A 13,709-nucleotide genomic window follows, 5' to 3' on the forward strand; every position below is an offset into this window, starting at 1 on the left:
TTACCGCCACGCCGAACCCCGGTGGAGCGTGGCGGTAACCGACGTTCGGCGGTGAATTGGTTGGACGCCGGGGTCAGCCGAGCGCGCCGGTGAGCGCGGTCTGCAGTTCCGGGCCCGCCGAGGTGGCGAGGTTCTGGTAACTGCCGCCGGTGATCTGCGACAGCGCCTCCCACGTGGCACGGTCGGGGTCGCCACCGAAGTCGATGACGTTCACCGCGACCGGCCTCGCCTGCTGGAACGCCGAGCGCACGACGTCCTGCAGACCCTGCCCGTCGAGCGACTGGTCGGTGTGCGGACCGGACGTGATGACGAGCACCGAATTCGGCTGTCCCTCGCGGTAGTTCGCGTTCGCCTCGGTGTAGACCAGCCGCATGGTCGTGAACGACACGGCGCCGCCACCCGATGCGACCTGCCCGCGCAGGTTGTCGGTCAGCACCGTCGATCGCGGCTGGGCGCCGACGGGATCGCTCAGCGGTCCGAGCGGCACTTCGTTGCGGCCGGCGACGCCGTCGAACGTCCACAGCCCCATGGCGGCGGTCGGCGGTAGCGCGCCGAGGCGGTCGATCAGCGCCGCGGTCACGTTCGCGACGCGGCTGCGGCCGCCTTCGTCGACGTTCATCGACTGGTCGAGCATGACCGTCACGGCCGGGTTCTGCGCCGGTGATCCCACCGCGTCGGCCAGGGTGGTGCGGGTGGCGGCGTCGCCCACCGCGACCGGCGCACCGAGTTCGGCGAAGTCGGTGACGTCGCTGGCGGGCGGCTCCGCGCCCTCGACGCGGAAGCCCGCGTTGCCGAACTCCGTCATCGCCTCCGGCTTGCGCAGGAAGCGGGCGAACTCGCTGGCCGCGCTGACCTGTTCCTGGGACAGCCAGTCGCCCGCGAGCAGCACCGTCGGGTAGTCGGCGATCGCGGTCGGGCCGGACGGCATCCACCCGGCGAGCTTGTCCTTGGCGTCCGCCAGCGAGGCACCCTGCTGGAACAGCTGCTGTTCGGTGGTGGCGACGGCGTGCACCGACGAGGCAGCCGCGTCGTCGCCGGCGAGCAGGGCGTCCATCGCCGTGGACAGCTTCGCGTCGGCGAGGTCGGGTTGGCCGTTCATCAGCGTGCCGATCGCCGAGGCGCCCGACGTCGCGGGAGCACCGTCGGGTGCGGCGGCGGTGGCGACGGCCTCGGCGGCCAGGTAGGTCGCGTCGGCGTCGCCCTCGGTGGGCAGCGCGAGGCGCAGGCCGCCCCAGCCGGGCAGGTTCAGCGCGTCGAGTGACGTCCTATTGCTCTGCAGCGCGGGGAGATCCGCCCACGTCCGCCGGCCCAGCGCCGCGTCGAGCTGCGGCCGGACCGCGAGCAGGACGGGCGAGGTCACCAGCGAGCGGCTGTCGCTGACGGCCTGCGTGCCGGCGGCGGTCTCGAGGCGCGCCTCCGACACCGAACTGGCCGGGACCCACAGCGCGGGCTTATCGCCGAGTTCGCCGGGCCACGCCTGGCCGAAGCCGCCCAGCACCTGCTCGGAGTCGGCGCGCTGCACGCCCACCTTGACGCACTTGTCGCCGACCGGTGCGGCGGTCTCGTTGTACTTGTCGGCGATGGTCTTCAGCTGGTCGGCGATGGTCGGGTCGGCGGTGACCGCGACCGCGACCTCACCCTCGACGCAGCGTGCGGCCGACACCTGCGACCGGTTGGACAGGGCGTCGCCGAGGAAGCGCCACACGATGACGCCGCCCACCACCACCACGACGGTGACGAGCGCGACGATGACGCTGACGCTGACCCCGCGACGCTTGGGCGTGATGGCGCGGTGGCTGCCGGTCCACTCGCCGCCGTCCCATTCGCCACCGTGCTGCGGGCCCGACGCCGTCGGGCGCGCCGGCGTCGAGGCGAAGGCCCGTGTGGGGCTCTCGTCCGCCGCGGCACCGTCGTCGGGGTCGTCGGCACCGAACCGCGGGGTGTCCGCGACCGCGTCGGGGGAGTCGTCGTAACGGGCGTCGCGCTGCTGGGTCCAGTAGGCGTCGTCGCGGTAGTCGGGCTCCTCGACGCCCGGCACCGGGTCGGACCCGGGGTCACCGTCGACCGGCGCGTCGTACCCCGGGGAGTCGTATCCGCCTGCGCCGCCGAAGGTTTCGTCGGACCGGTCGAAGCGGCCCGACTCCTCCGGCCCGGTGTCGGCGGGAACCTCCGGGATGCGCCCGTCGGAGTCGTCGGGGTCGGGAACGCTGTGCCTGCCCATCCCTAGCCCCTGTGCTCCTCGTGCTCGCTGGTCACCTCGGGTTGCCCGGAGTGACTCGTGATCCGGTTCCGCCGAAGTCTAGTCACTGGCCGCGGTGGCGCGCTTTGAACTCCCGGCGGCGGCGATGCAGGATCGGCTCGGTGTAGCCGCTGGGCTGCTGGCCGCCGGACAGGATCAGCTCCTGAGCAGCCTGGAAGGCGACGCTGTTCTCCGGATCGGCGGCCATCGGCAGGTAGCTTCGGTCCGACGAGTTCTGCTCGTCCACCACCGCGGCCATCCGGCGCAGGCTGGTCGTGACGTCGTCGGCGGTGATCACGCCGTGCCGCAGCCAGTTCGCCAGCAACTGGCTGGAGATGCGCAGCGTGGCGCGGTCCTCCATCAGCGCGACGTCGTGGATGTCGGGCACCTTGGAGCAGCCGACGCCCGCCTCGACCCAGCGCACGACGTACCCGAGGATCGACTGGCAGTTGTTGTCGACCTCCTCGCGGATCTCCTCGGGAGCCCACGCGAGTTCCTTGGACAGCGGGACCGTCAGCAGCTCGTCGATGGTGGTGCGGGCCTTGCCGGCCAGCTCCTGCTGCACCGCCGCGACGTCCACCTGGTGGTAGTGCATCGCGTGCAGCGTCGCCGCGGTGGGCGAGGGCACCCACGCCGTGGTGGCGCCCGCCTTGGGCTGACCGATCTTCTGCTCCACCATGTCGGCCATCAGGTCGGTCATGGCCCACATGCCCTTGCCGATCTGCGCCCGTCCGGACAACCCGCACGCGAGGCCCACGTCGACGTTCTGGTCCTCGTAGGCCTTGATCCACGGCTGGCTCTTCATCGCACCCTTGCGGATCATCGGACCCGCCTCCATCGAGGTGTGGATCTCGTCGCCGGTGCGGTCGAGGAAGCCGGTGTTGATGAACACCACCCGGTCGGCCGCGGCCTTGATGCAGGCCTTCAGGTTGAGCGTGGTGCGGCGTTCCTCGTCCATGATGCCGACCTTGAGGGTGCCCTGCGGGATGTTCAGGACGTCCTCGACGCGGCTGAACAGCTCGCAGGTGAACGCGACCTCGTCGGGGCCGTGCATCTTCGGCTTGACGATGTACGCGCTGCCGGTGCGGCTGTTCGCGTAGGGACCGTTGGCGCCGTCGTTCTCGGTGCCCTCGCGCAGGCCGTGCACGGCGATCAGGCCGGTGAACAGCGCGTCCTGGATGCCCTCGGGCACCTCGTTGCCCTCGGCGTCGACGATCGCGTCGTTGGTCATCAGATGGCCGACGTTGCGCACGAACAGCAGGCTGCGGCCGGGCAGCACCAGTTCGGACCCGCCGTCGGGGGTCGTGTAGGTGCGGTCGGGGTTGAGCACGCGGGTGAAGGACTTGTCGCCCTTGCTGACCTCTTCGGACAGGTCGCCGCGGTTCAGGCCCAGCCAGTTACGGTAGCCGAGGACCTTGTCGTCGGCGTCGACCGCCGCGACGGAGTCCTCGAAGTCCATGATCGTGGTGATCGCCGACTCCAGCACGACGTCCTTGATGCCGGCCTGGTCGGTCGAGCCGACGGGGGAGTCCGCGTCGATCAGGATCTCGACGTGCAGGCCGTGGTGGGCGAGCAGCACGGAGGTCGGGGCATCCGGTTCGCCGAGGTACCCGACGAACGCCGCGGCATCGGCGGGTCCGGTCGCGTCGTCGCCGAGCGCGACCGACAGGCGGCCGTCGGCGACGGTGACGGCGGTGACGTCGGACCACGAGCCGGACTCGAGCGGCACGGCCTCGTCGAGGAAGGCGCGGGCGTAGGCGATCACCTTGTCGCCGCGCACGCGGTTGTAGCTGGTGCCCTTCTCGGCGCCGTCCTCCTCGGAGATGACGTCGGTGCCGTAGAGCGCGTCGTACAGCGAGCCCCACCGCGCGTTGGCCGCGTTGAGGGCGAACCGCGCGTTGAGGATCGGCACCACGAGCTGCGGGCCCGCGGTGGTGGTGATCTCGTCGTCGACGCCGGAGGTGGTGATCGTGAAGTCGTCGGGCTCGGGCTGCAGGTACCCGATCTCGGTGAGGAACTGCTTGTAGGCCTCGACGTCGAGCGGCTCGATGACGCGCTGGCGGTGCCACTTGTCGATCTGCGCCTGCAGGTCGTCGCGGCGGGCGAGCAGGTCCTGGTTCTGCGGCGTCAGGTCGGTGACGACCTTGTCGACGCCGGCCCAGAAGCTGTCGGCGTCCAGACCGGTGCCCGGAAGGGCCTCGTTGGTGATGAAGTCGTGCAGCACCTTGGCAACCCGCAGGTTGCCGACGGACACGCGATCGGTCCCCGGGGCGGTGGTTTCGTTCATCTCTCTCCTCTGCGAAGCGTCGATCAAGCTTACCCGTGGGTAACTGCGGTCAACCGCTGCGCGCGGCCTGCAGCAGCAGGTCACATGCATCGGCCAGCGCGGCACGCAATGGCACCGCGCGATCCGCGACGTCCTGCTGGGCCCGCACGTACTCGGCCCGGCCCGCGGGCGTCTCGATGGCGATCGGGTCGAAACCATAGTCGGTCAGGTCGTAGGGGCTGGCCCGCATGTCGATCTCGCGGGCGTCGGCGGCCAGTTCGAGGCAGTCGAGCACGAGGGCCGCGTCCACCAGCGGACCCAGTTTGTAGGCCCACTTGTAGAGGTCCATCGACGCGTGGATGCACCCCGGCTGCTCGGTGGCCACCTGGTCGGCCCGGCGCAGCGGGGTCGCGTTCCTGGGCGCGGCGGCGTCGGTGAAGAACCGGAACGCGTCGAAGTGACTGCAGCGCAACGGCATCGACTCGACCACCTCGTCGGTGCCCGCGGGACCGAGCCGCAGTGGTACCTGACCGTGCCGGACGTCGGGGGCGCGGTACACCATGGCCCACTCGTGCAAGCCGAAGCAGTTGAGCCGGGCCGGCCGGCTCGCGGTGGCGCGCAGCAGGTCGTCGATGAAGCGCACCGTCTCGATGCGCGAGTCGACGTATTGGAGCGACACCCCGACGCCGTGCTCGGTGACCGCGTACCCGCTGCGCTGCAGGAACGCCCGCGCAGACGGTCCGGTCAGGTGGGTGCCGAAGCCGGGATGCCACCGGCGCAGCTGCCGGGGACGCAGGCTGTAGTAGGTGAACAGGAAGTCCCAGACCGGATGCGGTTCGCCGCGCGTGGCGCGCTCGCGGTGCGGCCCGGCGAACCGCTCGGCACGTGCCCGGTGCAGTTCGGCGCGGTCCGTCCACTCCGTCTCGGCCAGCACGGTGACCGCGCGGCAGAGGACGTCAGACACGGTGCGTTCCGTCACGCACCGTCCCGACGAGGTCCTCGACCAGGTCCTCGAGCGCCACCATCGCCGTCACCCGGTCGTCGGTGGTGACGAGCGCCAGGTGGCTGTTGTCGCGGCGCAGCCGGGACAGCGCGATGGCCAGCGGCAGCGACGCCGACACGGTGGGCAGCGGCCGGATCATCGACGGTTCGACCACGGCCTCGGGACGGTTGATCAGCGACAGCACGTCCTTGATGTGCAGATAGCCGATGAAGCCGCCCGCGTCGTCGGTCACCGGGAAGCGCGAGTAGCCGGTGTCGGCGAGCGCCCGTTCGATCGCGGCGACCGTCGGACCCGCCCCCGGCGCCGAGACCGGCACCGCACGGATGTCGGCCAGCGGGATCGCGACGTCGCTGACCACCCGGTTGCGGATCTGCAGCGCCCGGGTCAGCCGGGTGTGCTCCTCGGGGTCGAGCAGGCCCTCGGACAGCGACTCGGCGATCATCTCGGACAGTTCGACCGTGGACACCGTGACGTCGAGTTCGTCCTTCGGTTCCACGCCCAGCGCGCGCAGCGTCGAGTTGGCGCACCAGTTGTAGAACGCGATGAACGGCTTCGCCAGGCGCATGTAGACCAGGTAGACGGGGATCAGCAGCATCGCCGTCGACTCGGGGCCCGCGATCGCGATGTTCTTGGGCACCATCTCGCCGAGCAGCACGTGCAGCGTGACGACCACGCCCAGCGCGATCAGGAACGACACCGTGTGCAGGACCGAGTCGGGGATGCCCAGCGCGCCGAACGGCATCTCCAGCAGGTGCGCCACCGCCGGCTCGCCGACGCGGCCCAGCAGGATCGAACAGATGGTGATGCCGAGTTGGGCGCCGGCCAGCATCAGCGACAGCTGCTCGCCTGCCCGGATCACGGTCACCGCGCTCTTCTTGCCCTGCTCGGCCAGCGCTTCCAGCCGGTCGCGCCGTGCCGAGATCAGCGCGAACTCGGAGCCCACGAAGAAGGCGTTGAGGCCCAGCAGGACGGCGGTCAGCAGCACGCCGAGGAGGTCGGTGGTCACGGCTGCTCGCCCTCCGCCACGTCGTCGGCCTCGGGGTCGACGAGGTCACTGCGCCGGCCCAACTCGGTGAGCTCGAGCAGGTCGATGCGCCTGCCGTCCATCTGGATCACCTTCGCCTGCCACTGGATCGGATCGTCGAGGGGGCCGTCCGGATCGAACTCGGTGAGTTCGACGGTCTCGCCGGGTTCGGGGATGTGCCCGAGTTCCTCGAGCACCAGCCCGCCGATCGTCTCGTACTCGCCCTCGGAGGGACGGAAGGCCGTCGCCGCGCTCACCTCGTCGATGCGCAGGAGGCCCGACATCCGCCAGCCGTCGTCGATCGTGACGACGTCGGGGGTGGCGTCGTCGTGCTCGTCGCGGACGTCGCCGACGATCTCCTCGATCAGGTCCTCCACGGTCACCATGCCCGCGGTGCCGCCGTACTCGTCGACCACCAGGGCCGTCTGCAGACCGTTGGCGCGTATCTCGGTCATCACCGAGTCGCCGTCGAGCGTGGACGGCACGGTCGCCACCGGGAACGCCACGGCGGCGAGCGTGGTTCGCGACCGGTCGGCCACCGGCACCGAGAACACCTGTTTGACGTGCACGATGCCGATCGTCTCGTCGAGGTCGCCCTCGATGATGGGGAAGCGGGAGTAGCCGGTCTCCATGGCCTTGATCAGGAGGTCGGCGACGGTGTCGTCGGCGGCGAGCGACTCGATCTTGGGTCGCGGGGTCATCAGTTCCTCGGCGGTCCGCTCACCGAACTTCAGGGAGCGGTCGACGAGGTCGGCGGTGCCGGCGTCGAGGGAACCGCTCTGTTTGGAGTTGCGCACCAGCGACACCAGTTCCTGCGGCGAGCGCGCGGAGCGGAGTTCCTCGGCGGGCTCGATGCCAAGCCGGCGCAGGATCCAGTTCGCGGTGCCGTTGGTGACGTTGATCGCGGGGGTGAGCAGCCGGGAGAACCACCACTGCGGCGGCGCGGCCCAGCGGGCGGTGGGCGCCGGCTTCGCGACGGCCAGGTTCTTGGGCACCAGTTCGCCGAAGACCATCGAGATGGAGGTGGCGATCAGCAGTGCCAGGACCAGGGCGACGCCGTCGAGCATGCTCTCGGGGACGCGGATGGCCGTCAGCGGCGCGCGCAGCAAGCGGGCGACGACAGGTTCGGCGAGGAAGCCGGTGGCCAGCGTGGTCATCGAGATGCCCAGTTGAGCGCCGGAGAGCTGGAAGGACAGCGACTTGTGCGCCTTCTGCACGACGCCGTCGCGCCAGCCACCGTTCTTGGCGTTGGCGTCGACGGTGCTGCGCTCGAGGGCGGTGAGGGAGAACTCCGCCGCGACGAACACCGCCGTCCCCGCCGTCAACGCGACGATCGCGAGGATGCTGAGCAGGGTGAGGGTGAGGCTCACGCGCGACCTACCCGGGCGCCGGGCTCGTGGCCCGGCTTCCTACTGGAAGGTTCGGCGTCGGTCGGTTCCTGGGCGTCGGCAGGCAAGCAGCCCGCGTCCCTCTCGGTGCCAGGGGCCTCGGTGGGTGCCTGTGGCACGTGTTCCCTTTCGATCGACGGCGATTCGGTCCATGCTAACCGAGACGTACCCCGTTCGACCGCGGTGCATTCGCGGTCTCACCAGCCGGTCGGTAGCGGGTGCCCCTCGGCGAAGCCCGCCGCGGACTGCACGCCGAGGATCACCTTCTCGTGGAGTTCGGGCAAGGTGGCCGCGCCGACGTAGGTGCAGGTGCTCCGCACGCCCGAGGTGATGTGGTCGAGCAGGTCCTCGACGCCGCCGCGGGCGGGGTCCAGGCTCATCCGCGAGGTGCTGATCCCCTCCTCGAACAACCCCTTGCGGGCGCGGTCGAACGCGCCGTCGGAGGCGGTCCGGGCGGCGACGGCACGCTTGGAGGCCATGCCGTAGCTCTCCTTGTACAGCCGGCCGTCGCGGTCGGTCAGCAGGTCGCCCGGCGACTCGTAGGTGCCGGCGAACCAGGAGCCGATCATGACGTTGGAGGCGCCCGCCGCGAGCGCGAGGGCCACGTCGCGCGGGTGCCGGACGCCACCGTCCGCCCACACGTGCGCGCCGAGTTGCCGTGCGGCGTGGGCACATTCGACCACCGCGGAGAACTGCGGCCTGCCGACGCCGGTCATCATCCGGGTGGTGCACATCGCGCCGGGGCCGACGCCGACCTTGACGATGGAGGCGCCGGCGCTGATCAGGTCGCGGGTGCCCTCGGCCGAGACGACGTTGCCCGCGGCGAGCGGCAACCCCAGGTCCAGCGACGCGATGACCTTGATCGCGTCGAGCATCTTCTCCTGGTGCCCGTGGGCGGTGTCCACCACCAGCAGGTCCGCGCCGGCCTCCGCCAGCGCTCGCGCCTTCGCGCCGACGTCGCCGTTGATGCCGACGGCCGCGGCGATCCGCAGCCTGCCCTCGGCGTCGACGGCGGGGGAGTAGATGCCCGCCCGGATCGCCCCGGTGCGGGTGAGCACGCCCGACACCGTGCCGTCGGGCCTGGTGAGCACCGCCACACCGACGGGCGCGTGTTCGAGGCGGTCGAACACCTCCCGCGGGGCGGTGCCGACGGGCACGGTGACGAAGTCGCTCAGCGCGACGTCGCGGACGCGGGCGAAGCGGTCGACGCCCGCGCACGACGCCTCGGTGACCAGGCCGACGGGCAGGCCGTCGGCGACGACGACGGCCGCGCCGTGCGCACGCTTGTGGATCAGGGCCGCCGCGTCGGACACCGAGTCGTCGGGCGACAGCAGGACCGGGGTGTCGGCCACCAGGTCGCGGCTCTTCACGAAGTCGACGGTGTGCTGGACGGCGTCGATCGGGAGGTCCTGCGGCAGCACCACGATGCCGCCGCGCCGCGCGACGGTCTCGGCCATCCGCCTGCCGGCCACGGCGGTCATGTTCGCCACGACCACCGGGATGGTGGTGCCGGACCCGTCGACGGTGGCGAGGTCCACGTCGAACCGGGACGTCACGTTCGAACGCCCCGGCACGACGAAGACGTCGTTGTAGGTCAGGTCGTACGGCGGCCGATGGCCCTCGAGGAAACGCATGGCCTACAGCCTAGTTTCCGACCGACCAGCCCTACCCCGCGAGCAGTCGCCAACTCCCCTCAAACGGCGCAAAACAGGGGAGTTCGCGACTGCTCGCGGGAGGGGTGTCAGGCCTCGATCTGCGTGCGGTCTCCGCTCCACAGGGTGTGGAACTTCTTGCTCGGGTCCTCGTCGATGCGTCCGTAGGTGTGCGCGCCGAAGAAGTCGCGCAGACCCTGGGTCAGCGCCGCGGGCAGCCGCTCGGTGCGCAGCGCGTCGTAGTAGGACAGCGCGGAGGCGAACCCGGGGATCGGGATGCCCAGCTCTGTCGCCTTGACCACGACACGGCGCCAGCTGTCGATGCCGGCCTCGACGGCGTCCCGGAAGTACGGCGCGGAGATGAGGGTGGCCAGCTCGCCGTTCTCGTCGTACGCCTCCTTGATGCGGTTGAGGAACTTCGCGCGGATGATGCAGCCGCCACGCCAGATGGTCGCCATGTCGCCGAGGGTGACGTCCCAGTCGTACTCGGCGCTGCCCGCCTGAATCTGGTTGAAGCCCTGGGCGTAGGCGATGATCTTCGACGCGTACAGCGCCTTGCTGACGTCGTCGACGAACTGGGCTGCGTCGTCCGGCTTGGCGCCCAGATTCCCCGACGCCAGTCCGGTGGTGGCCTTGCGCTGGGCGACCGAACCGGACAGGGCGCGGGCGAACACGGCCTCGGCGATGCCGGTCACCGGCACTCCGAGATCGAGGGCCGACTTGACCGTCCAGCGGCCGGTGCCCTTCTGCTCGGCCTCGTCGAGGATGACGTCGACCAGCGGCTTGCCGGTCGTGGCGTCGGTCTGCTTGAGCACTTCGGCGGTGATCTCGATCAGGTAGCTGTCCAGGTCGCCCTTGTTCCACTCCGCGAAGATGTCGGCGATCTCGGGCGCGGTCTTGCCGAGGCCGTCGCGCAGCAGCTGGTAGGCCTCGCCGATGAGCTGCATGTCGGAGTACTCGATGCCGTTGTGCACCATCTTGACGAAGTGTCCCGCGCCGTCGGGCCCGATGTGGGTGCAGCAGGGCACGCCGTCGACGTGGGCGGAGATCTCCTCGAGCAGCGGGCCGAGCGACTCGTAGGACTCCTTGGGTCCGCCGGGCATGATCGACGGCCCGTTCAGCGCGCCCTCCTCGCCGCCGGAGATGCCGGCGCCGACGTAGTGCAGACCGCGCTCGCGGATCGCCTTCTCGCGGCGGATCGTGTCGGTGAAGAGGGAGTTGCCGCCATCGATGATGATGTCGCCCTCCTCCATCGCGTCGGCGAGTTCGTTGATGACGGCGTCGGTGGGGTCACCGGCCTTCACCATGATCAGCACGCGGCGCGGCTTCTCCAGCGTGGCGAGGAACTCGGGGATGGTGTCGCCGCGGACGAAGTTGCCCTCGGACCCGTGCGCGTCGAGCAGCGCGTCGATCTTGGCGGTCGTGCGGTTGTGCAGGGCCACGGTGTAGCCGTGGTGGGCGAAGTTGCGCGCGATGTTGGAGCCCATCACCGCCAACCCCGTCACGCCGATCTGAGCTGTAGCGGTGGTGTCCGACGATGTCACGGGCAGCCTTTCGTTGTTTTCGTGTGGCATGGAGAAGTATCGGCCCAGACGAGCGTCAGGGCAGTGCGGCGAACAGTCGGGTGAGTTCGTTCAGCCAGGGGACGGCCACCGCGATGGTCGGGACGACGAGGACGGCGGCCGCGGCGACGTAGGCGACGGCGGCCAGGATCACGCTGTTGGGCTTGCCGCCCAGGCGCCGCACCCGGATGACGGTGGTGGGTCCGCCCGCCGCGAGCGCACCCCTGGGCGTGCGACCCGCCGCGCAGGCGACGAGCGCGCGGGCCAGGGGCCGCGGACCCGCGGTGCGGACGGCGGCGTCGTCGGCGAGCGACTCGATGAGCAGCCGGACGGCGTCGAGGGCGTTCGCGCTGCGGACGAAGCGGGGGAAGGCGGCGTGCACGGCGGTGAACATCTCGAGCACGAGGTCGTGGCGGGCGCGCAGGTGCGCCTGCTCGTGGCTGAGGATCGCGGCGATCTCGCTGTCGGTGAGCGCGGTGAGCGTGCCCTGGCTGACGACGACGCGGCTGCGCACACCGGGCAGGCAGTAGGCCAGCGGCTGCTCGACGTCGAGGATGCGCAGGCCGCTTGCCCTGCTACAGACGTCCGGGGCGTGGTCGTGGGACGTGCCGAGCAGATCGACCATCATCCGGTGGTGCGCCCGGCGCCTGCGCGTGGCGATCGCCACCTGCAGCACGGCGACGACCAGCCGGGCACCGACCATCAGGGTCAGGGCGAAGACGACGACGTAGAGCAGCCACATCGGCAGGCCGAGGGCCTCGATCTCGCTGGTGATGGTGGCCGTCGGGCGGCCGTCGGGTCCGGGGACGAACAGCCGGCTGGCGATGGCGATGCCTGCACTGAACGCCGAGAGGACTGCGGCCAGGGCGATGCTCTGCCAGAGCACGATCGCGGCCCGCGGTGCCCGTAGCGGCCAGGATGCTCGCGCGAGCAGTGCGGGCACGGGTCCGACGAGGGCCAGCGCCACGAGGGAGAAGGCCAGCGCGGACACACTGTCAGTGTCCCTCAGCGCAGGCCCGAATTACCAGCCGAATCGGTGGTGTGTTTGGTCTCCAGTTCCGCGAGCGCCCGGCGCAGCGCCGCAGCCTCGTCGGCGTTGACCCGCTCGACGAAGTGGACGAGGGCCGCCTCCCGGCTGCCGGAGTCCGCCGCTTGGTCGAGCGCGTCGACCATCAGTCCGGCGACCAGGACGTCGCGTCCGTGGGTGGGGGCGTAGCGGTGTGCGCGGTCGTCGCGGTGCTGAACCACCAGGTTCTTCTTCGCGAGGCGCTGCAGGACCGTCATGATCGTGGTGTAGGCGAGGTCGCGCCTAGCCGCCAGGGCTTCGTGCACCTGGCGCACGGTCTGGGGTTCGCGGGTGGACCACAGGTGGTCCATCACCTCGCGTTCGAGTTCCCCGAGTCGCGTCAACTTGGCCATCTTCCGTCACTCTCCTGAGCAGTGGTTCAAGGGTACTACGGCGTTACTACCGTGCGTCGTATCCGTCCGGTGCGCGTGTGCCGAGCGCGGTCCGATCGGTCGGGATCGCCGGTGAACACCCAGTTCTCCCCGGGTTGTGAGTCCGGTCACAAGGGGTGGCCCCCTCCTTCGGCCTCACTATAGTAAGGCTAACCTAACCAAAGGAGGCTCCATGACGGTCATGATCGACGACCCGCTGATCGCCCGCATGACCATCAAGCGGACGCTTCCACTCCACGAATCCAGCCGGCGTCTCCGCGAGCTGTATCCGGAGTGCCCGCGGGTGTACGGGGTCGCGGTGATGGGGGACCTGTCCCGGCGCCGATGGTGGCCGCTGGCCGAGATCCTGACCACCGACCGCCTCCAGGTCATGTTCGACGCCGCCGCGGCCGAGACCGACAGCCGTGCGGCGGTGACGCAGCAGCTGGCGGCGACGCTGGCGCATGTCGTCGTCGGCCGGGTGGTCCCGCTGCTCGCGCTCGAGGGTCGCGCCTGGGACACCGGGCTGGAGAACCTGTGGGTGCACGTCGACTCCGAGGGCGCGATCGACTGGGTCGGCGTCGTCGACCCGACCCTGCGCGCACTGCCGGAGGACCCGTACTTCGGCGGCCGGCCGGGGATGCGCCGCAGGCCCGCCGGTCGTGACCGCATCGTGGCGCTGCCCAGCGAGGCCGCGCTCACCACCTGGGTGGCACACCGCAGCCATCGGGCTCTCGAGCCGCTGTTCGACGCGCTGCACGCGGTCAGCGACGGCGCCATCTCGGTGGCCGCGATGTGGCACCTGGTGGGCGGCGCCGTGGTCAGCGCCTCGACCCAGGTGCCGCTGCTCGCCGGCTCGAGCGAGCTGACGAGCATGCGCAGGGGTCAGGCCGTCCTCGACGCGCTGGTCGGATTCGGCGCACCCGTTCGCGGCGCCGCCCGTCCTGCTGCGACGAAGGCCTTGCTTAATTAGGGCAGCCTTGCCTATGCTGATGACACGCACGACGACAACCACATAGAACCACCGGACCGAGCCGGAGTCCTGAGGGCTGCAGAGACCCCCGGTCCATTCGAAGGAAGGGTCCCGCACTTCGGTGCGGGGCCCTTCCGCATCTCCCGGGTCCCCGCATGTCCGCCA

10 protein-coding genes are annotated in these 13,709 nt (G+C 70.6%); 1 reads left to right on the forward strand and 9 read right to left on the reverse strand.

Annotation, left to right across the window (positions count from 1 at the left end):
* Positions 1–73: 73 nt before the first annotated feature.
* From AC1MEY_RS09435 to AC1MEY_RS09475, 9 genes are all read right to left on the reverse strand, one after another.
* Positions 74–2,221 carry a VWA domain-containing protein gene (locus AC1MEY_RS09435; RefSeq protein ID WP_480230383.1) on the reverse strand — a complete coding sequence of 716 codons (2,148 nt, stop codon included), beginning with the start codon at positions 2,219–2,221 and terminating at the stop codon, positions 74–76.
* A gap of 82 nt (positions 2,222–2,303) precedes the next feature.
* Positions 2,304–4,526 (reverse strand): malate synthase G, encoded by a 2,223-nt coding sequence (locus AC1MEY_RS09440; protein ID WP_480230384.1) that lies wholly within the window; start codon positions 4,524–4,526, stop codon positions 2,304–2,306.
* 49 nt (positions 4,527–4,575) lie between these two features.
* Positions 4,576–5,469, reverse strand: a complete 894-nt coding sequence (locus tag AC1MEY_RS09445; RefSeq protein ID WP_480230385.1) for a 3-methyladenine DNA glycosylase — start codon at positions 5,467–5,469, stop codon at positions 4,576–4,578.
* Complete coding sequence (locus tag AC1MEY_RS09450) at positions 5,462–6,514, reverse strand: hemolysin family protein (protein WP_480230386.1); 1,053 nt, start codon at positions 6,512–6,514, stop codon at positions 5,462–5,464. The genes AC1MEY_RS09445 and AC1MEY_RS09450 overlap by 8 nt, the downstream gene beginning before the upstream one ends.
* Positions 6,511–7,902 carry a hemolysin family protein gene (locus AC1MEY_RS09455; protein WP_480230387.1) on the reverse strand — a complete coding sequence of 464 codons (1,392 nt, stop codon included), beginning with the start codon at positions 7,900–7,902 and terminating at the stop codon, positions 6,511–6,513. The genes AC1MEY_RS09450 and AC1MEY_RS09455 overlap by 4 nt, the downstream gene beginning before the upstream one ends.
* A 215-nt stretch (positions 7,903–8,117) precedes the next feature.
* On the reverse strand, positions 8,118–9,554 hold the full coding sequence (locus AC1MEY_RS09460; RefSeq protein WP_480230388.1) for a GuaB1 family IMP dehydrogenase-related protein: 1,437 nt from the start codon (positions 9,552–9,554) through the stop codon (positions 8,118–8,120).
* Between the two features lie 107 nt (positions 9,555–9,661).
* A complete protein-coding gene (gndA, locus tag AC1MEY_RS09465; RefSeq protein ID WP_480230389.1) occupies positions 9,662–11,116 on the reverse strand; it encodes an NADP-dependent phosphogluconate dehydrogenase in 1,455 nt (484 codons plus the stop codon).
* 55 nt (positions 11,117–11,171) lie between these two features.
* Positions 11,172–12,125, reverse strand: a complete 954-nt coding sequence (locus AC1MEY_RS09470; RefSeq protein ID WP_480230390.1) for a M56 family metallopeptidase — start codon at positions 12,123–12,125, stop codon at positions 11,172–11,174.
* A gap of 14 nt (positions 12,126–12,139) precedes the next feature.
* Entirely contained in the window at positions 12,140–12,553 is a 414-nt protein-coding gene (locus AC1MEY_RS09475) for a BlaI/MecI/CopY family transcriptional regulator (protein WP_480230391.1), read from the reverse strand.
* 211 nt (positions 12,554–12,764) lie between these two features.
* Here AC1MEY_RS09475 and AC1MEY_RS09480 point away from each other — a divergent pair, with 211 nt between their 5' ends.
* Positions 12,765–13,544 (forward strand): iron reductase, encoded by a 780-nt coding sequence (locus tag AC1MEY_RS09480; protein ID WP_480230392.1) that lies wholly within the window; start codon positions 12,765–12,767, stop codon positions 13,542–13,544.
* Positions 13,545–13,709 lie beyond the last annotated feature (165 nt).

This window comes from Mycobacterium sp. PTI7 (assembly GCF_056679845.1).